The following is a 25,718-nucleotide window of genomic DNA, read 5'->3' on the forward strand; positions in this document are numbered from 1 at the left end:
ATGATGCTTTCTCTGCTACATTTATAATTTTTCTTTTGGAGAAGCTATAAAAACTGCTCTTATCTCAAATATAGAATTCATATCAAATCATTATTCGAACGACTTTTGATACATTCTGCGGAAGCGTAAAAATAATTTTTATAAAAGTCTAGAAAACACACAGAATAGCACTGCATAAAGCCAGGCTTTGTCAGTAATTTTACTATTTTTGCCGTATGATAAAGTCTATGACAGGATTCGGAAAGTCTGTAGAACAACTTCCGTCTAAAAAAATAACGATTGAGTTAAAATCCCTCAACAGTAAAAGCTTGGATTTAAATGCTCGAATTCCTTCTTATTATAGAGAGAAAGAATTAGGAATGCGTAAAATAATTGCCAAAACTTTAGTGAGAGGAAAGGTTGATTTTTCATTGTATATAGAAGTTACTGCAGAAGAAACATCGACAGTAATTAATAAAGCGGTTGTTAAAGAGTATATGAAACAACTTCGTGAAATTGAACCGGAAGCCAATGATGTAGAGCTATTAAAAATGGTAGTTCGCATGCCTGACTCATTAAAAACAGAACGTGAAGAAATAGACGAAAAAGAGTTTGAAGTGATTGAAAATGCTTTGAAACACGCTATTTCACAATTAGACGAATACCGTATTGCAGAAGGAAAGGTATTGGAAAAAGACTTTTTATTACGCATACAAAATATCTCAGATTTACTTCAAAAGGTAATTGATATGGACGACGAGCGCATGATTTCTGTAAAAGAAAGACTTCGTCGCGCATTGGATGATTTGAAAGAACAGGTTGACGAAAATCGTTTCGAACAAGAGTTAATTTATTACTTAGAAAAATTCGATATCACAGAAGAAAAAGTACGCTTAGCGAATCATTTAGATTACTTTTCAAAATCATTACATTCTGCTGATTCTAATGGAAAAAAACTAGGTTTCATCACACAAGAAATTGGTCGTGAAATCAATACCATCGGTTCTAAATCTAATTTTGCAGCCATGCAACAATTGGTCGTTCAGATGAAAGACGAATTAGAAAAAATTAAAGAACAACTTTTAAACGTATTGTAATGAAAAGAGGAAAACTCATTGTATTTGCAGCACCTTCTGGAGCTGGCAAAACCACTATTGTACACCATTTATTAGGTATTCCTAAATTGAATTTAGAGTTTTCTATTTCGGCAGCATCTCGTGAAAAACGTGGAAACGAAGTTGAAGGAAAAGACTATTATTTTTTATCTCCTAAAGATTTTAGACAGAAGATTAAAAACAAAGAGTTTTTAGAATGGGAAGAAGTGTATCCTGAAAATTATTACGGAACTTTACAAACTGAAGTAGATCGTATTTGCGATGCTGGAAAGAACGTTATTTTTGATATTGATGTTGTAGGTGCTTTGCGTATTAAAGGAAAATTCCCTGAAGAAACATTGACTGTTTTTGTAGAACCACCACATATCAACGAATTGATTGTACGTTTGAAAAACAGAAAAACTGAAAGTCAGGAAAAAATAAATATGCGTATTGCCAAAGCGCCTGCTGAAATGGCAAATGCACCACAGTTTGACGTTAGAATTATGAATGACGATTTAGCAACTGCAAAAGCTGAAGCCGAACGCGTAGTTGCTGATTTTTTAGGAATTAAATAAAATACACAAATGAAAGTTGGTTTGTATTTTGGTACGTTCAATCCAATTCATATTGGACATTTAACTATTGCCAATCATATGGCAGAATACAGTGATTTAGATGCAATTTGGATGGTTGTTACACCACATAATCCATTTAAAAAGAAAAGCTCTTTGCTCGATAATAATCATCGGTATCAAATGGTCATGATTGCTACAGACGATTATCCAAAGATACAGCCAAGTAATATAGAGTTTAATTTACCTCAACCTAATTATACCGTACATACACTAGCACATTTACAGGAAAAGCATCCAACATATGAGTTTTGCCTGATTATGGGTGAAGATAATTTGAAAAGTTTGCACAAGTGGAAAAATTATGAAGTGATTTTAGAAAACCACGATGTGTATGTATATCCGCGAATTTCAGAAGGAACTGTAGAACATCAATTTACTGATCATCCTAAAATTCATCGCGTTGCAGCGCCAATTATGGAGATTTCTTCTACGTTTATTAGAAAAGCTATTCAAGATCAGAAAAACATTAAGCCACTATTGCCACAAAATGTTTGGGAATATGTTGATGAAATGAATTTTTACAGAAAGTAAGACTTTTAGATCTGAGGCTGGTCAAAAAATGCTTTGAAAATTGTAGTTATTGTCACGAATTAATTACTCTTATGTGATGCTGAATCAAGTTCAGCATGACGAAACTACCTGTTCTAATATAACTTCGAGTGATTTTTTAATGTTTTCAATTATTCGATCTTTCTTACTTCAAAAAAAGAAATTAGTTGTCAACTTTAGTATAGAAGTATTCTTCGTTTTTATCCATATCGGCTAGGACTAAAACACCATTATTATCTTCATTTACACCTTTTAGCTCATAACATTTTGAGAAGAAACCTTCATTGTCTTCTATTTTGATAAATAAAGAACGATAGGTGCTGTTTTCATCACATTGTGTAGAAATTGTGTAGTGATATTTTTTATGCTCTTTGTTTGCATAAAAATCTTGACAAATACCATTTTGAAGAAATTCTAATTTATAATCAGGGTTTTCTTGAGAAATCCACGCGCCGATAATTTCCTTCTTTGGCATCACAAAAGAAGTGATCCCCATAAGGATTAACAACAATACGGAAAGCGGAATAAGTATTAACGGACGATAGCTTCTCATGATATTGATTTGTTTAGACAGCAATATTAGAAGATTTTCGTGGTACGGAACAAGGGGACTTTTCCCCTTTTTTGTAGGTTTTTAACTTATATATAGAAAAAAACTCCTCAGTATTGAGGAGTTTGTACTATTTATTGACTAATCTAACGTAGGAATTCGTAATACTTGTCCTGGATAAATTAGGTTTGGATCTTTAAGCATAGGCTTATTTGCTTCAAATATTTCTGGATATTTCATTGCATTTCCATAATACTGCTTTGCAATTTTTCCAAGTGTATCTCCTTTTGCAACCGTATGAAATTGTGCTTCTGGTTCTTCGTGCTCAACTTCCATTCTATCATCAACCATGGCAATACCATGTGTGTTTCCAACCACTAAAACTACTTTTCTTTGGTTGCTTGATCATGTGCTTTTCCTGTAATAATTGCTGTATCTCCTTCAAGAGAAACACTTAAATTTTCTACATGTAAGTCTAAATCACTTATTGTTTCTACAATCGATGCTTCTGCTTTGGCTTTTTCAGCAGCAACTGCTTCAGCATGTTCTGCAGCAGCTTCAGCAGCTTTCTCTGCAGCTTCTTCCGCAGATGTTTTCCCGCCAAATAATTTAGCTCCAGCATCTTTGATAAATGAAAATAATCCCATAATTTTTATTTTTTATTGTTATTAATTGAGGTTTTTTATTGTGTTGTTAAAGTACGAAAAGTATAGCTGTCTGCAAAAGTGTAATCGTATTTCTATAACTATACGATGTATTGCATTTTTGTTCGACTTACTGTTTTTAAATGGTTACTTTTTTTTGAAAATGATTGTTTGCAAAGATTCGACTTGCACTAGTTAACGTAAGTTTTTTTTAAAAGTGAGTTCCATAAAAAAGAAACAGCTTCTACACGAATGTAAAAACTGTTTCTAAACTAAATAACCAACCAAAGTCTTTATATTTTTATTTCTTAAAGTCGTCCTTGTTGAACTTCTTATTGATAATTTTTTTACGTTTTTTATCTGTTTGTTTCGATCTTGTTGCGTTTTCAGGTCCTGAAGGGCGCAAGTACTGAATGTATCCTCTTCCTTGGAACTCATAAGTTGTTCCTGAATTTGGGTGAAACAATTCTATGTTTCCGTCATCTATAACGTTCAATTCGAAATATTCATTGTCCAGATAATCATAATCTAATGTTAAAACTTTCGCATACGGATCTCCTTCTACATCATATACCGTATAAATTCCTTCATAATCATACACTAAGTTTGCAATTGGTGTATCTTCAGTATCTGTTGATGATAAGAATGTATCATCGTTTCCGCCAGATAAAAAGGTTAAGAAATTTTCATCATCAAACTGATTTAGCATTCCTTCTTGACTTGTATATACTTTTTTCCACGCTGTAAATTCTTGTAATAAGTAGTGAATGTTATCATAGAATACAAAGTCGTAATCAAAGTTTGCTCTTTGATATCCTGTTAAGTAATAACTTGTATTGGTAGAAGTATCCACCAAACGAATTCTATTGATACTTAATTGATCGACACGTAGTGGATAGTATCCGTCAATATCATGATCTATATCTACAATATCAAAATCAGTTCCATACGCTCCAACATCTATTCCATAACCATTTCCATTGTTTCCAATTCCTGAAATATTATTGTTTGCATACAATACTCCATTTCTGAATGACACCGTAAACGCGCGTTGTAAAAACGGCACTTCACCATTTCCTGTAGTTTCGTTAATATTTACATACCACAATTCGTACGAGTTTAATAACTGATTTAACGTAATTCCTGGCTCGTCAATAATTGGGTCTTCTACAATAACTTCTGTATAACATGAACTCATCATAGAACTAAATAAGGTAATCGCTAAAAGTAATTTTAAAGTCTTCATAAGCCAATCGTTTTATTGTTGATATTTAATTGCTTTCAAAACACATGCCAAAAAATTAAATTCTTGATTTTCAACACTAACATAAGAACTATATTTTGTGTATTTTTGAATCATAGACGAAACCTTTTATGGATACAGAATTAAAATACGCTGTTTTTGGAGCTGGAAGTTGGGCAACTGCTATTGTAAAGATGCTTTGTGAAAACTTAGATGAAGTTGGTTGGTACATGCGAAGTGTATATACGAAAGAACATTTACTAAAAGAACAACACAATCCAAGCTACTTAAGTTCGGTTGAATTTAATACTGATAAGTTAAAAATTAGCAATGATTTTGATGAAATTGCTAAGTATGCTGATGTTTTAATTTTTGTGATTCCATCTGCGTTTATTTATGGTGAACTTCAAAAGCTAAGTGTTGATATTACGAATAAAACAATTGTTTCTGCTGTAAAAGGTATTATTCCAGAATCTGGATTGCTGGTTGGAGAACATTTCCATGATGTATATAAAATTCCTTTTGAAAATGTGGCTGTAATTGCTGGACCTTGTCATGCAGAAGAAGTTGCCTTAGAACGTTTGTCTTATTTAACCATTTCTTGTGCCGATCAAGAAAAAGCTCAGGCTATTGCCGATAAATTATCGAGTAATTATATCAAAACAAAAGTGAGTGATGATGTGATTGGTACTGAATACGCTGTAATGCTGAAAAATATCTACGCAATTGCTGCTGGAATTGCTCATGGACTCGGTTATGGAGATAATTTTCAAAGTGTATTGATGAGTAACGCCATCAGAGAAATGAAACGTTTTATCAAGAAAGTACACAAGATGAAACGCAATATTAATAATTCTGCTTATTTGGGCGACTTGTTAGTGACTGGATATTCTGTATTTTCTCGAAATCGTATGTTTGGAAACATGGTTGGGAAAGGATACACAGTAAAATCTGCTCAGATGGAAATGAACATGGTTGCAGAAGGTTATTATGCTACCAAGAGTGCGTATTTATTAAATCAGAAGAACGAAAAAAAGACACAAACGCCTATTATTGACGCAGTGTATGCGATTTTGTATGAAAATAAAAACCCAAAGAAAGTATTTAAGAAGTTAACTGAGAAGTTGGACTAGATTAATGCAATTCTGTATCAATTTTTAATGTGTCGATATATTAATTAGGTTTTGCATTTTCTAAAAAATTCTTGTACTCCAAAGGCTTTTCATTTGATGTATTATAAGTCGCCAAACCAATTTCTTTGATTCTATTTAAGGAAAAAACGGTATGTTCTAATTTTTGTTCATTGATACTTTGCAACAAAATTACATTTCCTTGCACTACACATATTCCAAACAAATCAGGTCCGTTATACGCGTCTTTGATGATAACCGTTTTTAAGTCAAATACCGCAATCATTTCTTTTAAAGCTTTTCCTCCTTCATAAAAAGCATTACAAACATAAGTGGCTGTTTGAAAAGGATATCTAGGAATATACACTACTGCTGGTCTTTTACTCATATTCCCTTTTAGATAAGAGGATTTGATAGGCATCCAACCTTCATTTTTTTCATAATTAATAGTGATTTTTTTCAACATCGCTACTTCACTATCAAGTTTTTTTCTTGCTCCATCTGGAACTTCAGGAGTACATTTTTTGTAATTTTCTATATGATATTCATACGCTGTACTATCCCAAGTTGCATGAAGTTTTATATGTTCCATCCAAGCTTTGTGCGTGAAAACGATCGCAATTTTCCCTTGTAATAATTCGTTATTTTCAGATTTCGTTGTGTTTAGAATTGTGCAAGACTCTATGAATCGACTAGCATTGTCTTTAATCCAATTTTTATCACACATTTTATCAGCATCAATGTATTCACTTAACATGGTTTTCTCATAGGCTAAATTATCGGAGACAAGATCAAGCGCATAGCCTAAGGAATCACTTAAAATGTTATAATCTGTATGCTTAACCTGAACACTTAGCACTATTTTTCTAGCATCGGGCGCAACTTCTATAGCTTGTACGTAATAAAATCTAGACATTTATATATTTTAGGAGGTTAAAAATCGATTTTATATGTCAATATATTACTTTTTAAGCTAATCATGTATTGAGTTTATAATTTGACATGTTTTCGCGTGAAGGATAGCATTTCGACTTGGCTCAATGACAAATGAGGCAATTACTTACGTGAAGGATAGAGGCATTGTTGGAGCTCTTTGCAAAAAGCGACTGCCGAAAGCCTGACCGTTTAAGGGCTCGTCATGATTATTTATTGAAAGATGAATAGAGTATTGAGAACGGAAACACAAGAAACAGATTACTTCGTCATGCTTCCTAGTAAAGACGTTTTATACAATACTAAAATACCAACAAGCGAATCTACTTCACTAAAATACCCTTTGTGTTCATCAACGGAATTTCACGAAATGCGTTTTTATTGATGGTATTTTTTCTGAAAAGAAATTTCTTGTCATACATTTTTCCTCCTTCAAAAAAGGTAACTCTAAACTCATTGTTGAGTTCAAATACATCTTCCTGCATCCATTCTGCTTTAGCATATGATTTTGCAGGCAGTTTTTCTAATTTATGACGCATGATAGAAGTTTCTCTTTCGGCATCGTATCCGCGAGAAACCACCAATACCATTTCTAAATCAACTTCTTTTTCGTTGATGATATAAGCGTTCCAATCGTCCGTTTTGTATATTTCATTGTACTCTTGTACAACTGCCATGTATACACCTTCTACTTCAGGAATTTCAATATCTTTTTTCATCTAAAACTACAATGCTGATTTGAATTGCTCTAAGAAACGCACATCATTTTCGCTAAGCAAACGAATGTCACTTATTTGGTGTAATAACATCGCAATACGATCAATTCCAACACCAAAGGCAAATCCTGAATATTCTGCTGGATCTATTCCGCAGTTTGTCAACACATTTGGATCTACCATTCCGCAACCACCAATTTCTAACCAACCTGTACCTTTGGTAATTTTGTAATCGGTTTCTGTTTGTAATCCCCAATACACATCAATTTCAGCACTTGGCTCCGTGAATGGGAAATAGGATGGACGCAAACGAATTCTTGACTTTCCAAACATTTCTTTAGTGAAGTGTTGTAGCGTTTGTTTTAAGTCTGCAAAACTTACTTCTTTGTCTATATACAATCCTTCTATTTGATGGAAAAAACAATGAGAACGCGCCGAAATTGCTTCGTTACGATATACTCTTCCTGGAGAAATCGTACGAATTGGCGGCTGATTGTTTTCCATGTATCGTACTTGCACTGAACTTGTGTGTGTACGTAATAATATATCTGGATTGGTTTGAATAAAGAATGTATCCTGCATGTCTCTTGCCGGATGATATTCTGGAAGATTCAACGCTGTAAAGTTATGCCAATCGTCTTCAATTTCTGGACCTTCAGACACGTTAAACCCAATACGAGAAAAGATATCTGTAATTTGATTCTTTACTAATGATATAGGATGACGCGCACCAATTTCTATAGGTTGTGCCGGACGCGTTAAATCGCCATAAACACCTTTGTCTTCAGCTTTACTTTCTAAAGCTTCTTTTAAAGCATTTACTTTTTCCTGCGCAACTTCTTTTAGTTTATTGATCGTTTGCCCGAATTCTTTCTTTTGTTCTTTTGGAACATTCTTAAACTCAGCAAAAAAATCATTTAATAATCCTTTTTTTCCTAAGTACTTAATTCTGAAGTTTTCAATATCTTCTTTTGCTTGCGTTGTAAACTTTTCTACTTCCGCAATATGTTCCTTGATCTTATCTATCATGACGATATTTTGATTTAGCTTGCAAATTTAAACAAAAAACTAACTTATTGAATGTATTCCTTTTCTAAAAAATAATTGACAATCGCTTCTTTCATCAAAACGGTTTGTTCTCCAGCTTTTAATGTTGGCAATTCTTCTTTGAATTTGTAATGTGGCCAACCATCATCATCAAAGTAGTCAAACTCATAATAACCATAAGGTTCTAATAAGCGACAAATAGCAATGTGCATTAGGTTTACCTTATCATCTTTTTTAAAATTTCTGTGTATTTGCCCAAGCTCCTGAACACCAATTAAGTATATAATTGCATCTAAATCTAGCGTATCTCCTTCTGCAAATTGATGCGTCAATTTTTCCACTACTAAATTCCATCGTTCTTTTAATTGTTCGTCTCTTGCCATGATTTCCTCCTTTTTCAGCTGCAAAGGTACATAACGTTGTTTGATATCTTTCGTATTCAAATAAAAATATAACGTGACACTTATAAAATACAATAAACCACTATTGATAAAAGTTCTATATTTGTTAAAACTCGATTTTCATGAACTTTATAGATATCATTTTAGGCGGAATGATCGCGGCGGGATTTGTACGCGGACTGATGAAAGGACTTTTTGTAGAAGTGGCTTCATTGGTAGCTTTGATTGCTGGAATTTATGGTGCCATTCACTTTTCGTATTTCGCTGGCGACTTCTTAAAAGATAGTTTTGAAACTTGGGATGAAAAATATATCAACCTTGCTGCTTTTGCAATTACATTTATTGTGATTTTGGTATTGATTACTATGGCTGGAAAGTTATTGACAAAGATTGCCGATTTTGCTTCGCTCGGAATTTTGAATAAGCTTTTAGGTGGCGCTTTTGGCGGATTGAAAATGGCAGTGATTGCCGGTGCCGTTTTAATTTTCTTTGACAAAACAAACAATACAATGGAGTTTGTAGAAAAGGAAAAGATTGAAACATCTGTATTGTATGAACCTGTAAAGGAAGTTGGTGGTTTTGTATTTGCATACGTTTTGGAAGAAACCGGAAATGAAATAGATGCCGAAGAAGATGAACAACGCAACGAAGAAATACAACAAAACGATTTACAAGAAATTGAAAATAATGAAAACTAGTTGCTATGTGTGAAAAATGTGAAAATCCTGAGTTAAAGCATCTTTCCCATGAGAAAGCTATCAAACCATTGCAGAAAAAATTGAATACTGCTTCTTTAAAAGGAAAATTCAAGAAATCTACTAAAAAACATGTGTGAACATTGTACACCTTTTGCAACCAAAACATTTTCTTCACAAGAAGATTTTAATGTCTTTGAGAAAGCATTAGACGCAAAATGTGAAGATGGAACATTTATCCAAATTGTAAGTTCTGACGATACGGAAGAAATGTCGCTTCAATCGCGTTATCAATGTACATATTGTAATAACGATTGGGTTTTATCTGTTCCTGAGCATGCATATCGCGGTTATTTTTTAGAAACTGTTGATACTGAACAAGAGCAAGAACAAACTCATGATACAAATCGTTTTTATCATGCTGATTTTAGCAAAAAAAGTAAAGGGAATTGCGGTTGTTACTTAGGAATGCTTTTTCTGTTTGTAATTTTGATTGTTTATGGTATCTACAGTCTATTTTCTTTTTTGTTTGATGTGTTATTCTAAAAAACAAAAAGCTGCAAAGAAACTGATAAAAATGGCTCTATCAGTAATGACGATATGAAATATGTCCCTCTGTGTAGTTTATAATTCGTTTACGTCTTCAGCAACAATCCAACCAATTTTTCCATCGATGAGTTGAATTTTTTTCCAACTATCAACCGTATCTAATACTTGCACTTTGGTTCCTTCGTGCAATACAAATACCTCATCGCTTCGCAAGTTTGGCTCAGATTTCACTGCAGTTTCTTTAGCAAATACTATTGCTGGACGATCTTTTTGTGCTTTTCCGTATTGTTGATAAGCAATAGCGACTGTTGCTAGAATGAATAAGAATGCTATAAAACTTACTAGAAAGTAAATTCTTTTTTTCAACGTTTCATACGCAAATTGATACAGTAAGAATGAAATTACACATAAAAATCCGCAAATCACAGCAATCCATGCCCATTGATTGTAACTAAACGTTCCTGTAATATTACCTACAAATTTTGATATTTGTGTTTTTGGCAAAGGTTCTATCGCATCAATCGTCATGTTTTTAGCAAAAGCCAAATTGTTTAAAATATCTTCATCTTCTGGCGAAAGCTGCAATGCTTTTTCAAAATAGTAAATACTCGGACCTATTTCATTACGCTTGTAGTAGGCATTTCCTAGATTGTAATAAACAGCTTCTGAATGATTTCCTGTTTCCAGAATTGACTGATATTGTGTAATAGCTTCTGAATAATTCCCGTCGTTGTAAGCTTTATTGGCAGATTCAAATAAAGCGGTGTTTTCTTGTCCAAAAACGAATGTTAGACTAGAAATGAACACGAGAAGTAGATATGTGATCTTCATTTTCATCTGTGAGTTACTTTATTTGTTTGTCGATTTGTGAAATGGTTTGTACCGATTTATCATAATCTTTATTAATCGTTACGTTTGATGCTGGCGTGTAGCGAGCAAATTCACAACTTTCTAATAATCCTATAAAATCGCTGACAGTTTCTGCTTTTACATTGCGTTCTGTCAATAATTGATTAATTTTTTCTTTGCTAAATTCAGCCGTTTCTATACTGAGTTTTGCACGTAAGTAATTGTGTAAAGCACGTTCTAACACTTCATAAAACGCTTCTTTATCACCTAGTTTCTTTTTCGCTTCCGATAAGTATTTTTTAGCCAATCGGTTTGCGGTACGCGTTTTATTCCCTTGAATGTCATTATCAAACGCTTGCTTTTTTCTTCGTACAATCAAGATAATTGGAATGAAAAGGAATGGTACAAATAACAATCCGTAAAACAAGTTTGACTTAAAAAAATCGTCTGTTGCTATTGTTGTTAGGTTTGCGTTTGTTTTTAAGAATCTAAATTGTGAACCATTTGTCGTGATGACTTGTTTTTGCGCAGTGGTTTGTCCTGTATTGCTTGCCGTAGTTTCTGTATTTCCAGGTCCATTGACAACATCAATAATAATCTCGTCAGAAGTTAATGTTTTGTATTGCTTGTCTTTTGGATCGAAGTAAGAGAAAGAAATACTCGGAATTGGATATTTTCCTTTGTATTGTGGCACTATCGTATAACTATCTGAAATTCGACCTTGCATTCCGCTGATTCGTGTTGTAACACGTTCTTTGAATTCAGGTTCGTATACTTCTAATGAGTTTGGAAGTTTTAGTTTCGGTAACTGAAATAGTTTTAAGTTTCCTTTTCCAGAGATTTGCACTTTTGCTTCTAATGATTCTGAAGCGTCTAACGAGTTTTTACTGGTTGTTACTTCAAAATCAAAATCTCCAACAGCACCACCAAAATCGGATGGTTTTCCTGCTTCTGGCAATGCTTTTACATTTACTGTTCTTCGCCCAGAAGATAACGTTTTGTGAACTGTTTCATAACGTCTTCCGAAGACATCTCTACGTTGTGTAGGCACAGAAACTTGTACATCTATAGAGAATGGTTCTATAGTTTGTTTTCCTGTTTTTTGTGGATATAGTACATATCGTTTTAAGATGACAAACGGATACGGTTCTCCTTTGTAAGTTCCGTTTTGTGCTTTGAGACGTGTTTCTATGTTTTGACTCCAAAAGTTGTTGAAAGTTGGCTTACCGAGTTCTCTGTAATCATTGACATTGATGCCTGGTTTTACATACAATTTGTATGAAACCGTTACAGGTTCGTTTAAGTAAGGATTTCCATTTGATATTTCTGTCACCAAATGAATTCCTTCAGAAACCACATAATCTGCATTGTTACCATCTTTTGGTTTGTCAACTGCTTTGGTAACTTGTATGGTTACAGGCGCTGTTTTATATATTTGTCCTTCAATTTCAACTTTTGCTTGCTTGATGGTAAATCTTCCTTCTGCTGTTGGCTGTAAATGATATGTATATGTTTTTGAAAACGAGCGCTTTCCGTTGTCCCAAACGTGGCTCATAGATTGTATTGGTCCAGCGGCTATTCGGAAACCTGTGAATTTTGGTGGTGTAAAATTATCACCATCTCTATCCATTTCAAAGTCTACACGCAAACGCTCATTCACGCCCAATTTCTTTTTACTTACTTTGGTTTCAAAAGTAACCTGTGCAGTTAAAACACCTGCGAACAGTAAGAAAATGATAGTTGATATGTATGCTTTTGTCTTCATGTATTTTGAACGAACTTTTGTCGTTTTTTACTTTTCATAATTACCAGTCTTTTTCAGCTTTTATTTTGATGCCTTTTGCTTTTTTCTCATTCAGTTTGTCCTGTGTTTTCTTTTCAGCATTATTCATAGCTTGTAATAAGCTTTTTACTTGCTGTGGTGACAACTGATTTGGCTTGGGTTGCTGTTGCTGCTTTTTATCGTCTTTTTGATCAGCTTTATTTTGATCTTGTTTATCGTCTTGCTTCTTCTTTTCTTTTTCTTTGTCTCCTTTTCCGTCTTTATCTTTGTCGTCCTTTCCGCCTTCGTCTTTCTCCTTATCGCTGTCTTTGTCTTTTTTATCTTTCTCGTCCTTGTTGTCTTGGTCTTTTTTGTCTTGCTCTTTTTCTTGTTCTTTTTGGTCTTTGTCTTTTTTATCCTTATCGTCTTCTTTTGGAGGATTTTTTTCGAGCATTTCTTTAGCCAAAGCTAAATTGTAACGTGTTTCATCATCTTTAGGATTGTTGCGCAATGCGTTTTTATACGCTGCTACTGCTTTTTCGTATTCTTTGTTTTGCATGAATACATTTCCCATGTTGTGATATGCACTGTGTTTTTCAGCCTTTGTCAATGCTACTTCAGAAGCTTGTTTGTAACGATTGAAGGCTTCTTCGTAGCTTTCATTTTGGTAATATGCATTTCCTAAGTTGTATTTCGCGGTAGCATTTTCACCATCTTTAGAAATTGCTTTTCTGTATTCTGCTTCTGCATCTACAAAACTGTTTTCTTGTAAGGCTTTGTTTGCGTTATACGTGAATTTATTAGATTCTTTTTTGATCTGTTCTGCTTCCTTATTTTGTGCATTTGTCACAGATACTGTCAGCAATAAAATGAGTATGTATTTTAAGTGTTTCATCTGTTACTATTTACGATCCTTTTTCATTAAATAAGTTCAACTTTTGTAACCATGCTGTTTTTCGTTCTAATAGAAAAACATCCAACAGCAATAAGAAGATTCCCAAAGCAAGAAACCATTGAAATTGGTCTTGAAATTCTGAGAATTTTTTAGCTTCAAATTCTGTTTTGTTCATGCCGCCTAATTGATTTTTGATAAATTCTACAGCTTGTTCTGTAACTGTACCATCAATATAGTCACCATTTCCTTCTGAAGCAATGTCTTTTAAGGTTTTTTCATTCAGTTTTGTAATCACAACTTCACCTTGTAAGTCACGCTTATATGATTCTGTAATTCCTCTTCTTTTTATTGGAATTCTTCCACCTTTTGGTGTTCCAACTCCGATTGTATAGGTTTTTATGCCTTCTTTGGTAGCTTCTTCGGCTAGTTTTCCTGCGCCTCCTGTATGATCTTCTCCGTCTGAGATGATCACTAATACTCTGTTGGTTTGCTCTACATCGTCATAATATGTTTTTGCCAAACGAATAGCATCATCGATGCAGTTCCTTGTGACGACAACATATTTGTATTTAGATTATTCAAAAACATTTTTGCTGCCGAAAAGTCTGTGGTAATTGGCAATTGTGGTACTGCTCTTCCTGCGTAAGCAATAATTCCAATACGATCGCTTCCTAAGTTGTTGATAATTTCAGAAACGATACGCTTTGCTTTGTTCAATCTACTTGGCGAAATATCTTCTGCCAACATACTTTTAGAAACATCTACCGCAAAAACAATATCGACACCTTCACGTTTTACGGTTTCTAATTTTGTGCCAATTTTCGGATTTACCAATGCTACTACTAGTGAAGCAATTGCCAAGCACCAAATTGTCAACTTTAGTATGGGTTTAAAGATTGATTTTTCAGGACTTAATCGTTCTAATAATTGTTTATTGGCAAATTTTCGTTGCGCACTTCGTTTCCAAAGTTGCAAGAGTATGAATACCAATACCACAATCGGGATGATAATTAGTAAGTAAAAATATTTTTTTTCTTCTAACATATTATTTTTCCATCAATTGGTTCGCAAAGTCTGTAATGCTTTGCTGAACTGTTGGTGTTATTTTTTTATTTTCTATCCATGTATGAATATGTCCTACATATTCCATTCCTAAATACTGTGCGCTTTCTACAAAAGGCATTTCAAAACCTGCTTTAATTTCATTATCAGAACCACAACTTATCACACCCATTTTTGTTCCGCGCAAGCGTCTTCCAATATCTTTTTCATCAAACAAAAAATCAGATATTCTATCAAAAAATACTTTCATCACACCGCTCATAGTATACCAATAAATTGGCGTTGCAAATACAAATGTTTCATAGTTTGCCGTTAGTTTTTTGAACAGCGCATTGAAATCATCTTCATTTTTTAGCTCGTAATCGAAGTGATTGATTTTATATTGCTGCAAATCAATCATGTCGAAACCTGTTTTTTGTTGAAGTTGAGATACAATGGTATGTGTGTTTCCATTGCTTCGCGAACTTCCTAATATGACAACTCCTTTTCTGCTCATGATTTAGATAAAACTTCTAAATAGTGTTTTGCGCAATAGCATTTCTATCAGCAATAATATTCCCGCAAAAAATACAAATATTCTGAATTTCTCTTCATAGTTTGTATAGCGAAATTCTTCGATTTCTGTTTTTTCCAACTTGTTGATTTCTTCATAGATTTCAGCAAGTTTTTTACTATTGGTTGCTCTAAAATATTTTCCCTCAGTGGTTTTTGCAATCTCCTTTAACAGTTTTTCGTCAATTTCCACTTGCATATTCCTGTATAAAAAAGTACCATCAGGATTTATAGCCATTGGTGTAGAAGCCATTCCGTTAGTTCCAATACCAATTGTATACACTTTTATTCCGTATTCTACTGCCAATTCGGAAGCAATTTGCGGCTCAATAAATCCTGCATTGTTGACTCCATCTGTCAGTAGTATAATAACTTTACTTTTGGCTTTGCTGTCTTTTAATCGATTCACAGCTGTAGCTAATCCCATTCCAATAGCAGTTCCGCCAATTAGTTCACCATGTTTAAATTTGATACTTTTTAAAGCATTCTGTATGATGTTTTTATCGGTTGTTATTGGTGTTTTGGTAAAGCTTTCTCCTGCATATACTACCAATCCTATACGATCGCTTGGTCGTCCATCTATAAACTCGGCAGCAACTTTTTTAAGCGCTGTAAGTCTATTTGGTCGTAAATCTTTAGACAACATACTCGCTGAAACATCGATTGCCATCACAATATCAATTCCTTTATTGGTTTTGATACGTGTAGAAACTTCTTTGGTTTGCGGACGTGCCAATGCCGTAATTAGAGCTATAACTGCCAACATTCGTAATACAAATAGTATTGGCTTTAGCCTTGGCAAGATACTCTGCGTTGCTTTAAAACCTTGCAAGCTTGACATTTTTACCGCTGCTAATTGCTTTGGTTTTTTCCAAATATACCAAGCAATTGCTAATGGAATGAACAATAGCAGCCAGAAAAATTGTGGATGAGCAAAACTGTAATTATCTATTATCATTCGTTTCTATTTGCGCTATGGAATTTAAGATTCTATCAACTATTTTTTCTCCGTTTTCGTCATCTTCTGCATGCATGAGTTTTAGTATTTGTATACCACGACCTTCTTCAAATATGTATGCTTCGTATGCACGACGTTGTGTGCCTCCAAATGGACTTTCTTCATCTACAAATGTTCCTGACCCATGAATTTTTAGTCCTTCTATTCCTGTTGGCGATTCATATTCGTCGTATTTGACAATCATTTCCGTTGCGCCTCTTTCTTCAAAGCTTTTAACAATTTGCTCACCTATATCGTCTAGAGTAATTTCCGGTTTTTGCTTGAAGGTAACTACTTCTAAAGCTACCGAAAATGGAGCTAAATGGCTTTGATATGCGAATATCTCTGTTTCAACAGGCAACGGAACACTGTCTTTACTTTTTATCGGTGTCATTCGTTTGAGTACTTGTGGCGTATCAATAGTAAAGTCTGATGCACCATAGGTACTTGTTACCCATTCTCCATCGATTAAATCACTCATAGAATGCCCAATGTAGGTATGCTCTTTTACATATGATAATGTTGCGTATCCGATAAGGCTTCCAAAAACAACAATCATTGCAGCAACTCCTATGACAGTATTTCTGAAACGACGTTTTTTGCGTTGTTCTTCTATTTGTCGGAGTTTATATTCTTCGTCTTTTTTACGTTCTTCTTCTGTAATTTCTGGAATCGCTTCTTTGGTAGCAACTACAATGTGTTCTACTAAGTTACGATCGGCTTTTATGATGGTATCATCAGGTTTTGATTTGGCAAACTTTACCAAATCGGCTGTTTGTAATACGTTTTTTAGATTTTTGATGGTATCATCTTTTAAATCTAAATATCCAGCATCTTTTTGTGCTTCTATTTTGCGAATGAGTTCTGCTGTGGTGCTTTCTAAAGCATCGATTCGCACTTCTTCTTCAATGTATTGACGAACAATGTTTGTTAATTCAGAATAGTAATCTTTGTATTCTGATTTGAGTAAAAGAGTAGAATTATCAAGTTCGTTCAATTGCAACAACGCACGATCGTACGGAGGAATTTCGGCTTTTTTCTTTTTCTTCTTTTTCGCTTTTAGCTGAAATACAAAATAGTAAAAGTACAAGCCAAACAATACTAATAAACCTAATACAATTAGCACATATTTCCACCAATTGCTACTTCCTTTTTCTACAGAAACGATCGATTTTATTTCAAACATTTTCTGCTTTAATGTATCTACAACAACATCCGCCACAGCGACACGAATAGAATCTGTAAAGAATGGCTTTTCATTGATAAGTATTTTTTGTTTCGGAATAAAGTATGTTCCCGAATCAAACTGCGTTAATCCGTATTTTTTGGTTAACTGATATTGTGCGTCTTTTTTAACAGTATCTGTTTTGTACGACTCCAACAGCTCTAAAGGCAAAAAAAGTTTATCGCCTTCAGGGAAGAATACACTTGCCATAGAATCTGCTTCTACAGAGATGGATAGTTTTATTTCTTCTCCAATTTTTATGTTTGTAGAATCTACAACTGCTGTCACTTTTTGGGCAAATGAATAGCTCGCAAATAGAAAAAAGAAAGCCATCCAAAAACCACTCATTCCTAAGAATGATCTTTTTGTTTCAGATCGTTGTCTTTTTTTATGTATGATTCTTATTTCGTTATTCATCATTCGTTTAGCCTCTTCTTTTAAAATAGCCTAATAATTTTTTTACGTAACTCTCGTCAACACGTGTACTTAAAACACCTGCGCCACTTCTAGAGAATAATTCTTTGAAGTAGTTTACTTTTTCTTGGTAAAATTTCGCGTAGTTTCTACGTACTGTTTTTGAACCAGTATTGACCAACATTGTTTCACCAGTTTCTCCATCGAGCATTTGCACAATTCCTAAGTTTGGAATTTCTTCTTCACGCTTGTCATAGATTCTAATTCCTGTTAAGTCGTGTTTTTTTGCAGAAATTTTCAACGTTTGTTCATAATCATCAGCAATAAAATCAGACAACATGAATACAATCGCTTTTTTCTTCATTACGCTTGATAAGAATTTTAGCGCCTGCGATATGTCTGTTTTGGTACTTTTTGGTTTGAATTCTAACAATTCACGAATAATACGCAATACGTGTGATTTCCCTTTTTTAGGAGGAATGAACAATTCAATTTCATCTGAAAATAGAATCAACCCGACTTTGTCATTGTTTTGCATTGCAGAAAATGCTAGCGTTGCAGAAATTTCTGTGATCGTTTCGTTTTTAAATTGAGTATTTGTTCCAAAAAGTTCTGATCCAGAAACATCTACCATCAACATCATGGTTAATTCGCGTTCTTCTTCAAAAACTTTAATGTATGGTTCGTTGTAACGTGCTGTTACATTCCAATCAATATTTCGAACATCATCGCCAAACTGATACTGACGCACTTCACTAAACGTCATTCCTCTTCCTTTAAAGGTAGAATGATATTCTCCTCCAAAGATATGATCGCTCAATCGGCGTGTTTTAATCTCTATTTTTCGTACTTTTTTAAGTAACTCTTTCGTATCCATTGTTTCAGTATTCAGTGAACGGTATTCAGCTTACAGTTAGTTTGTTATCATAAACAGTACTTTCTTGAGAAATGAACTCAATACTCAACACACATAACTCACTACTATTTATGGCACTTCAATTTCGTTTACAATCTTGTTGATGATTTCTTCGGAAGTAATATTTTCAGCTTCTGCTTCATAGGTAATTCCGATTCTGTGACGTAATACATCGTGTACTACAGCACGCACATCTTCTGGGATCACGTAACCTCTACGTTTTATAAAAGCAAAACATTTAGCAGCATTTGCTAAGTTGATACTTCCACGAGGTGACGCTCCAAAACTGATTAATGGTTTTAAGTTTTCTAGTTTATATTTTTCAGGATAACGAGTAGCAAAAATGATATCCAAGATGTATTTTTCAATTTTTTCATCCATGTAGACTTCTTTCACAGCTTCTTGTGCTTTTAAAATTTGGTCTACAGAAACCACTGGATTTACTTTTTCAAAAGTTCCTTTAAGGTTTGCACGCATGATGAGTTGTTCTTCATCCATTTTAGGATAATCAATCACAACTTTCAACATAAAACGGTCTACTTGTGCTTCTGGTAATGGATATGTTCCTTCTTGTTCTACAGGGTTTTGTGTTGCCATTACTAAGAAAGGTTTATCTAGTATAAACGTTTCATCACCAATGGTCACTTGCTTTTCCTGCATGGCTTCTAGTAATGCCGATTGTACTTTAGCTGGCGCACGGTTGATTTCATCTGCCAACACAAAATTTGCAAAAATTGGTCCTTTTTTAATTGAAAAATCATTCTCTTTCATGTTGTAGATTAAAGTTCCTACAACATCTGCTGGAAGCAAATCAGGAGTAAACTGAATTCTACTAAAACTTCCTTGTACAGCTTTACTTAACGTGTTAATGGCTAAAGTTTTTGCTAGTCCAGGAACACCTTCCAACAGAATATGTCCTTTTCCAAGTAAGCCTATTAATAAACGCTCTACCATGTGCTTTTGTCCAACGATTACTTTATTGATTTCCATCGTTAATAAATCGATAAAGGCACTTTCTTTTTCAATTTTTTCGTTAATAGCTCTAATATCTATTGTCTCTTCCATTTAGGTACTTTTTTTGAGGCGTGAATTTACTAATCACATTTTAACAATGCAAATTGTCAAAATTATTCGTTTATTGCTGTTAATAATTGGTTAAAATATTTAGGATATTTATATATTGAAGCCTTTAAAACTCAAAAGTACAAGGAATCGTCAGTGATCTCCTTTTTTTGTTGATAACTCAAAGCCTTACAGTTACTTCGCTTGCGGATTGTATTGCTTTTTTTTGAATTGAAATTTATGGAATTATCAGGATTAGATTATAGCCTTATTTTTGGATTTTTTGCTATTGTTTTAGGAATTGGAATTTATGTTTCTAAAACTTCTGGAAAAAATAGTACCGAATATTTTTTATCGGGACGAAATATGCCTTGGTGGATTTTGGGTGTTTCTATGGTAGCAACCACATTTTCAACCGATACACCAAATTTTGTCACAGATATTGTTCGAAAAGATGGTGTTTCTTCCAACTGGATGTGGTGGGCTTTTCTAATTACAGGTTTGTTAACGGTTTTTGTGTATGCAAAATTGTGGCGAAAATCGAATGTAGCTACTGATATTGAATTTTATGAATTGCGCTATGGCGGAAAACCTGCAAAATTTCTTAGAGGTTTCCGTGCTTTATATTTAGGTGTTATTTTTAACATATTTGCGATGGCTGGAGTAACGCTTGCTGCCATAAAAATCGGATCTGTAATGCTAGGTTTACAACCTTGGGAAACGGTTGTGTATGCTGGAGTAATTACTGTAGTTTTTAGTGCCATTGGTGGATTTAAAGGTGTTGTGTATACCGATTTTTTATTGTTTTTTGTTGCCATGGCAGGAGCAATTGGAGCTGCATATTATTGTGTAAATCTTCCAGAAGTTGGCGGATTAGAAAACTTAATAACACATGAAAACGTAGCCAGTAAACTCAATATTTTCCCTGATTTTAATAATAAAGAAATCCTCATTACGCTTATTGTTATTCCGTTGGCTGTACAATGGTGGAGTTCTTGGTTTCCTGGTGCAGAACCTGGCGGAGGCGGTTATATTGCACAACGTATGTTAGCTGCAAAAGATGAAAATCACGCGATTGGCGCAACATTTTTCTTCAATATTATGCATTATGCCTTGCGTCCGTGGCCATGGATTTTAGTTGCGCTGGCTTCTTTAGTTGTATTTCCAGATTTAGAAAGTATTCGAGAAGCTTTTCCAACAATTACGGATGATAAATTAGGGCATGATGTTGCGTATTCTGCCATGTTGACAAAATTACCAAGTGGATTATTAGGTTTGGTCTTAGCTTCCTTAGTAGCTGCGTATATGTCTACAATTTCAACACACTTAAATTGGGGATCGTCTTATGTCGTGAATGATTTTTATAAACAAAATGTGAATAAAGAGGCTTCCGAAAAAGAATTGGTTAATGTTGGACGAATTTCAACTATTGTATTAATGGCTTTAAGTGCATTTCTTGCGTTGAAATTACAAAATGCAAGTCAGCTTTTTGATATTATTATCATGTTTGGAGCTGGAACAGGACTAATTTTTATCTTAAGATGGTTTTGGTGGCGAATTAATGCATGGAGTGAAATTTCTGCCATGATTGTTTCTGGTGTTATTTCTATATTATTTAAATTGACTGTTGTTGGGCAAATTTTATTCACATACAAGGATTTAGATGGAAACACCATAGAAGGATTGATGCCAAGCTATGCACAATTTCCATTTGTAGTTTTGATTACAACTATTGTTTGGCTAACGGTTACTTTCTTAACACAACCTGAAACTAAACAAACTCTATTTAACTTTTATAAAAAGATACAACCTGGCGGACCTGGCTGGAAAAAAACGATTGCTGATGCAGAAGCAGCTAATGTTGAGATTATAACAGACACAAAACCTTGGAATGTTCCTTCTGGAATTTTAGCCATGTTAATTGCCATGATTTTTATTTACAGCATTATGTTTGCAACGGGATATTGGATTTATGGAGAAACTACGCTTGCACTGACACTAACTATTGTTGCACTTTCTTCTGGATTTATTTTAACAAGACTTTGGAAGAAAATTAGAGCGTCAGTTTTTTAGACTTGTTCCCGCGAAGACGGGAATCTCTTAGACACGCTTCGCTTCAGACCGCTCATGCTTTTGGACTGGCTTAGAAGTTATCGAGAGTTAGAAACTTGCGATAGCTTCTATTTTCAAAACGTCACTTCGAGTGAAATCTTGCAAAGATTTTATATCGAGAAGTACTTTGGATTTCAAACTAGTTCTCGATACAATTTTTCTTCATTACATTTCGAAAAACTACTCGAACTGACGGTTCGGAATTATCAAAATTTGTACTTTTACAGGAAAACTTATTTATACTGTGAATACAAATTATTCAAGAATTATTGCAGGAACCATGACCTGGGGAATTTGGGGAAAACAACTCTCAACTCCTCAAATGATTGAGATGATGCATCATTGTAAAGATGCTGGAATTACCACCTTCGATCACGCAGATATTTATGGTGATTATACTACCGAAGCCGATTTTGGAAAAGCATTCGCACAAAGCGGAATAAATCGTGAAAGCATTGAAATTATTTCCAAATGCGGTATTCAGTATCAAACAGAGAATCGTCCAAATAAGATAAAACATTACGATTATTCATCAGACTATATTATTTGGTCAGCGGAAACTTCTTTGAAGCATTTACAAACCGAATATTTAGACTTGTTGTTATTACACAGACCAAGTCCATTGATGCATCCTGACGAGATTGCCAAAGCGATCGATCAACTGAAAACACAAGGAAAAATCAAAAATTTTGGAGTTTCTAATTTCACACCATCACAAATGACAATGGTTGGTACTAAAAGTGATATTTCAGCAAATCAAATTCAGTTTTCATTGACTGATTTTGACGCGATGCACAATGGAACACTCGATTTTATGATCACAAATTCTATTTTACCAATGGCGTGGCAACCGTTAGGAAGTATTTTTAGAGAAGAAACTGAGCAAAATACAAGAATTCACAAAGTACTAGATGAACTTTCGGAGAAGTATCATGCTACCAAAGATCAATTGGTACTAGCGTGGATTTTAAAACATCCTTCAAACGTACATCCTGTGATTGGAACTACAACGCCAGAACGCATTACCAACGCAGCAAAAGCTACTGAAATTGATTTGTCTTTGGAAGATTGGTTTACACTATTAGTGGAAAGTCAGGGACACAAAGTTCCGTAACTTCGTAGTAGTGAGGTTTTAGATATTAGTATTGAGTTTAATTAAAAAGATTCCCGATTGCACGGGAAATGAATATGAAAAAAACAGCTTTTATTACAGGTGCCACCAGTGGAATAGGACGTGAAATTGCACGTGAATTTGCAAAACATAATTTACGACTGATTCTTTGCGGACGTAGACAAGAACGTCTGGACGAACTCCAAAATGAGCTAAATGCATACACAGAAGTTCACACTTTAAATTTTGATGTGCGCGATAAGGAAAAAGTAGCAAACGCAGTTGCTTCCCTACCTGAAAATTTTCAAACGATAGATATTTTAATCAATAATGCAGGAAATGCACATGGTTTAGATCCGATTCAAAGTGGAAGTTTGGACGATTGGGACGCTATGTTAGATATCAATGTAAAAGGTTTGTTGTATGTGAGCAAAGCTATTATTCCGCAAATGGTGGAACGAAAAAATGGTCATATTTTAAATATTGGTTCTACTGCTGGAAAAGAAGTATATCCGAACGGAAATGTGTATTGTGCTAGTAAACATGCTGTTGACGCACTAAACCAAGGAATGCGAATTGACTTGAATGCACATGGAATTCGCGTAGGAGCGATTAATCCAGGGTTGGTAGCAACCGAATTTAGCGATGTACGTTTTAAAGGTGATGAAGAACGCGCCGAAAAAGTATACCAAGGTTATCAACCTTTGAAACCTCAAGATGTTGCTGAGATCGCTTATTTTATTGTTTCACGTCCTGCACATGTAAATATTGCTGACTTGATGGTGATGTGTACCGCGCAAGCTTCTAGTACGATTGTAAAGAAATCATAATGTATAATAAACCCTATACTTCTTGGCGAAATTTAACATTGAAATATACCGATGATGAATTATTATTGATAGAACTTTGGGAAGAAATTAGCAAAAAATACACTTCAAATCAGCGTCATTATCACAATTTAGATCACATTAATTATATGTTGAAATTAGCTTCAAAGAATAAAGCTGATTTGAATGATTATGATCTATTACTATTTGCTATTTGGTATCATGACATAATCTACAATGCTACTAAAAGTAATAATGAATTAAAAAGCGCCGAATTTGCCCAAAAACGACTCGAAAAACTACAAATTGATCCAAAAAAGATAGAAAATTGCTTTAATTTGATTGTTTCTACAAAAAAACATGAAATCCTAAATACTCAAAATCAAGATAATGCCTATCTTTTGGACTTTGATTTGGCAATTTTGGGTACAACTTGGGAAAACTACTATGCATACACTAAAAAAATTCGAAAAGAATATATAATCTATCCCAACTTTATGTACAAAAAAGGAAGAAAGAAAGTATTGCAGCATTTTCTAGAACGTCCACGTATTTATTACACCAAAAAATATCACGATTTGTGGGAAGCCATTGCTAGAGAAAATATTCAAAAAGAACTTAGCTTATTATGATTAATAAACGCCTTTTGATTAAAAATTTACTCGCTCATAACGACGAGAATAGTTTTTATGACAAAAAGCGAAAATTAAATATTGGCGAGAAAGAAGGAAAGGCAAAGTTTTTGAAACACATCTGCGCACTTTCTAATAGCAATCCAAAAAATAATTCATATATCGTTATCGGCGTAGAAGACGAAGACAACAAGATTGTAGGTGTTGACTTTTTTGATGATAGTAAAATTCAGAATTTAATCAATGCATATTTAACCAATCCGCCTATTGTACAGTATGAAAATATCCACTTTTCGCATTTGCCCAAAGGAAAAGTAATAGGTTTGGTAACGATTCGTCCAAACGATCAAATTACTTCATTACGTAAGAACATTTGGAAGTATTATGGTGGCTCTGTTTTTCTTCGTGATGGTAGTATTTCGATGCCAAAAGTGTTTGATATTGAAATTAAAGATGTCAATTCTGAAATCGTAAAAACCATTGAAAAAAGCGCTCAGAATAATATCAAATTAACGCTAGATAGTGTCATTAATTTTATCACCAATGAACACAAAAACTTAGAATCACACTACCAAGTATTCAAAGAACAGTTTGTCGTTTGTTGGGCAGGAATTAAGCAAAAACAGCAAGATAAAATCTTCTATTCGCGCGTTGATATTGAATTGATTAACGAGCAAGTAAAATTGTTTTATTCTGCTTTAGATCAGGTTGAAATCACCTACAACGAAGATGCATTTACTATTATTGAATATGTGCCGCTTGGACTTCAAAATAAATACAAATATTATCCGCTTGAGAAAGTAACGATCACCTTCAAGCCAAACGGAATGTACGGTTTGGATAGTAATTTAATTTTTGAAGCACCGCAATTCGACAAAAAAACACTGCATCATATTTATAATACCAACAATATCATTTTAGAAAAATTGCAGAAAAGCATTCCGATTACAGAAAACGAAGATCACGATTTACGCAATCTTCCTGCAACCTATATGATTTGCTATTTAAACAGTTTTTTGGAAGCAAAAGACAAATTAAACCAAGCAAAACCATTGTTAAAAAAGTACGATCGTGATATTTACGAATTGTACAAAGCAACGATTCGAATTTTGAGAAAGATTAAATACAGTTAGT

The 25,718-nt window shown here is 34.0% G+C and carries 25 protein-coding genes and 2 pseudogenes; 11 read left to right on the forward strand and 16 right to left on the reverse strand.

The annotated features are described in order from the left end of the window. Nucleotides 1-215: 215 nt before the first annotated feature. Genes ACOQOS_RS13470 through nadD form a run of 3 tightly spaced genes read left to right on the forward strand, consistent with a single transcriptional unit; the run spans nt 216 to nt 2,242 of the window. Nucleotides 216-1,076, forward strand: coding sequence for a YicC/YloC family endoribonuclease (locus ACOQOS_RS13470; RefSeq protein WP_420570987.1), 861 nt, complete (start codon nt 216-218; stop codon nt 1,074-1,076). Then, a complete protein-coding gene (gmk, locus tag ACOQOS_RS13475; protein WP_420570988.1) occupies nt 1,076-1,651 on the forward strand; it encodes a guanylate kinase in 576 nt (191 codons plus the stop codon). Before ACOQOS_RS13470 ends, gmk begins: the two co-directional genes overlap by 1 nt. A 9-nt stretch (nt 1,652-1,660) precedes the next feature. Beyond that, complete coding sequence (nadD, locus tag ACOQOS_RS13480; RefSeq protein WP_420570989.1) at nt 1,661-2,242, forward strand: nicotinate (nicotinamide) nucleotide adenylyltransferase; 582 nt, start codon at nt 1,661-1,663, stop codon at nt 2,240-2,242. Between the two features lie 181 nt (nt 2,243-2,423). Here the strand turns inward: nadD and ACOQOS_RS13485 are convergent, their stop codons facing one another. The 3 genes and pseudogenes from ACOQOS_RS13485 to ACOQOS_RS13495 form a co-directional block, all read right to left on the reverse strand. Beyond that, nucleotides 2,424-2,813, reverse strand: a complete 390-nt coding sequence (locus ACOQOS_RS13485) for a hypothetical protein (protein ID WP_420570990.1) — start codon at nt 2,811-2,813, stop codon at nt 2,424-2,426. 138 nt (nt 2,814-2,951) lie between these two features. After that, nucleotides 2,952-3,457: pseudogene (gene lysM / locus ACOQOS_RS13490) on the reverse strand (peptidoglycan-binding protein LysM). A 298-nt stretch (nt 3,458-3,755) separates the two neighbouring features. Then, nucleotides 3,756-4,700, reverse strand: a complete 945-nt coding sequence (locus tag ACOQOS_RS13495) for a nicotinic acid mononucleotide adenyltransferase (protein ID WP_420570991.1) — start codon at nt 4,698-4,700, stop codon at nt 3,756-3,758. Between the two features lie 128 nt (nt 4,701-4,828). Between ACOQOS_RS13495 and ACOQOS_RS13500 the strand changes: the two genes are divergently transcribed. Beyond that, the gene (locus tag ACOQOS_RS13500) at nt 4,829-5,830 is read left to right on the forward strand and encodes an NAD(P)H-dependent glycerol-3-phosphate dehydrogenase (protein WP_420570992.1); all 1,002 of its coding nucleotides are present in this window, start codon (nt 4,829-4,831) and stop codon (nt 5,828-5,830) included. A gap of 40 nt (nt 5,831-5,870) precedes the next feature. Here the strand turns inward: ACOQOS_RS13500 and ACOQOS_RS13505 are convergent, their stop codons facing one another. The 4 genes from ACOQOS_RS13505 to ACOQOS_RS13520 form a co-directional block, all read right to left on the reverse strand. Further along, nucleotides 5,871-6,743 carry a hypothetical protein gene (locus ACOQOS_RS13505; protein ID WP_420570993.1) on the reverse strand — a complete coding sequence of 291 codons (873 nt, stop codon included), beginning with the start codon at nt 6,741-6,743 and terminating at the stop codon, nt 5,871-5,873. A 340-nt stretch (nt 6,744-7,083) separates the two neighbouring features. After that, nucleotides 7,084-7,479 carry a hypothetical protein gene (locus ACOQOS_RS13510; RefSeq protein WP_420570994.1) on the reverse strand — a complete coding sequence of 132 codons (396 nt, stop codon included), beginning with the start codon at nt 7,477-7,479 and terminating at the stop codon, nt 7,084-7,086. A gap of 6 nt (nt 7,480-7,485) precedes the next feature. Continuing rightward, a complete protein-coding gene (gene pheS, locus ACOQOS_RS13515) occupies nt 7,486-8,505 on the reverse strand; it encodes a phenylalanine--tRNA ligase subunit alpha (RefSeq protein ID WP_420570995.1) in 1,020 nt (339 codons plus the stop codon). Between the two features lie 44 nt (nt 8,506-8,549). Next, nucleotides 8,550-8,906, reverse strand: a complete 357-nt coding sequence (locus ACOQOS_RS13520; protein ID WP_420570996.1) for a hypothetical protein — start codon at nt 8,904-8,906, stop codon at nt 8,550-8,552. A gap of 140 nt (nt 8,907-9,046) precedes the next feature. Here ACOQOS_RS13520 and ACOQOS_RS13525 point away from each other — a divergent pair, with 140 nt between their 5' ends. Further along, on the forward strand, nt 9,047-9,622 hold the full coding sequence (locus ACOQOS_RS13525; RefSeq protein WP_420570997.1) for a CvpA family protein: 576 nt from the start codon (nt 9,047-9,049) through the stop codon (nt 9,620-9,622). A gap of 129 nt (nt 9,623-9,751) precedes the next feature. Continuing rightward, nucleotides 9,752-10,165, forward strand: coding sequence for a hypothetical protein (locus tag ACOQOS_RS13530; protein ID WP_420570998.1), 414 nt, complete (start codon nt 9,752-9,754; stop codon nt 10,163-10,165). A 78-nt stretch (nt 10,166-10,243) separates the two neighbouring features. Here ACOQOS_RS13530 and ACOQOS_RS13535 read toward each other — a convergent pair whose 3' ends face one another. The 9 genes and pseudogenes from ACOQOS_RS13535 to ACOQOS_RS13575 form a co-directional block, all read right to left on the reverse strand. Then, nucleotides 10,244-11,005 (reverse strand): tetratricopeptide repeat protein, encoded by a 762-nt coding sequence (locus tag ACOQOS_RS13535; protein ID WP_420570999.1) that lies wholly within the window; start codon nt 11,003-11,005, stop codon nt 10,244-10,246. A 7-nt stretch (nt 11,006-11,012) separates the two neighbouring features. Continuing rightward, nucleotides 11,013-12,782, reverse strand: a complete 1,770-nt coding sequence (locus ACOQOS_RS13540) for a BatD family protein (protein WP_420571000.1) — start codon at nt 12,780-12,782, stop codon at nt 11,013-11,015. 40 nt (nt 12,783-12,822) lie between these two features. Next, the gene (locus ACOQOS_RS13545) at nt 12,823-13,674 is read right to left on the reverse strand and encodes a tetratricopeptide repeat protein (protein ID WP_420571001.1); all 852 of its coding nucleotides are present in this window, start codon (nt 13,672-13,674) and stop codon (nt 12,823-12,825) included. Between the two features lie 10 nt (nt 13,675-13,684). Next, nucleotides 13,685-14,718, reverse strand: a pseudogene (locus tag ACOQOS_RS13550) (vWA domain-containing protein). A gap of 1 nt (nt 14,719) precedes the next feature. Then, on the reverse strand, nt 14,720-15,232 hold the full coding sequence (locus ACOQOS_RS13555) for a flavodoxin family protein (RefSeq protein WP_420571002.1): 513 nt from the start codon (nt 15,230-15,232) through the stop codon (nt 14,720-14,722). A gap of 3 nt (nt 15,233-15,235) precedes the next feature. Beyond that, complete coding sequence (locus tag ACOQOS_RS13560) at nt 15,236-16,243, reverse strand: vWA domain-containing protein (protein ID WP_420575147.1); 1,008 nt, start codon at nt 16,241-16,243, stop codon at nt 15,236-15,238. Further along, nucleotides 16,233-17,930 carry a hypothetical protein gene (locus ACOQOS_RS13565; protein ID WP_420571003.1) on the reverse strand — a complete coding sequence of 566 codons (1,698 nt, stop codon included), beginning with the start codon at nt 17,928-17,930 and terminating at the stop codon, nt 16,233-16,235. Before ACOQOS_RS13565 ends, ACOQOS_RS13560 begins: the two co-directional genes overlap by 11 nt. Nucleotides 17,931-17,934: 4 nt before the next feature. Further along, complete coding sequence (locus tag ACOQOS_RS13570; protein WP_420571004.1) at nt 17,935-18,801, reverse strand: DUF58 domain-containing protein; 867 nt, start codon at nt 18,799-18,801, stop codon at nt 17,935-17,937. Nucleotides 18,802-18,909: 108 nt separating this feature from the next. After that, nucleotides 18,910-19,905: an AAA family ATPase gene (locus tag ACOQOS_RS13575; RefSeq protein WP_420571005.1), complete on the reverse strand. Its 996-nt coding sequence runs from the start codon at nt 19,903-19,905 to the stop codon at nt 18,910-18,912. A 237-nt stretch (nt 19,906-20,142) separates the two neighbouring features. Between ACOQOS_RS13575 and ACOQOS_RS13580 the strand changes: the two genes are divergently transcribed. The 5 genes from ACOQOS_RS13580 (at nt 20,143) to ACOQOS_RS13600 (ending at nt 25,717) form a co-directional block, all read left to right on the forward strand. Then, nucleotides 20,143-21,975, forward strand: a complete 1,833-nt coding sequence (locus tag ACOQOS_RS13580; protein ID WP_420571006.1) for a sodium:solute symporter family protein — start codon at nt 20,143-20,145, stop codon at nt 21,973-21,975. Between the two features lie 283 nt (nt 21,976-22,258). Then, nucleotides 22,259-23,128, forward strand: a complete 870-nt coding sequence (locus ACOQOS_RS13585) for an aldo/keto reductase (protein ID WP_420571007.1) — start codon at nt 22,259-22,261, stop codon at nt 23,126-23,128. Nucleotides 23,129-23,202: 74 nt separating this feature from the next. Next, nucleotides 23,203-23,955, forward strand: coding sequence for an SDR family NAD(P)-dependent oxidoreductase (locus ACOQOS_RS13590; protein ID WP_420571008.1), 753 nt, complete (start codon nt 23,203-23,205; stop codon nt 23,953-23,955). Next, complete coding sequence (locus tag ACOQOS_RS13595; protein WP_420571009.1) at nt 23,955-24,584, forward strand: hypothetical protein; 630 nt, start codon at nt 23,955-23,957, stop codon at nt 24,582-24,584. The genes ACOQOS_RS13590 and ACOQOS_RS13595 overlap by 1 nt, the downstream gene beginning before the upstream one ends. Beyond that, entirely contained in the window at nt 24,581-25,717 is a 1,137-nt protein-coding gene (locus ACOQOS_RS13600; RefSeq protein WP_420571010.1) for an ATP-binding protein, read from the forward strand. The genes ACOQOS_RS13595 and ACOQOS_RS13600 overlap by 4 nt, the downstream gene beginning before the upstream one ends. The last annotated feature ends 1 nt before the right edge of the window (nt 25,718 follow it).

Origin of the sequence: Kordia sp. (assembly GCF_965224175.1) — a bacterium.
Classification (GTDB): Bacteria; Bacteroidota; Bacteroidia; order Flavobacteriales; family Flavobacteriaceae; genus Kordia.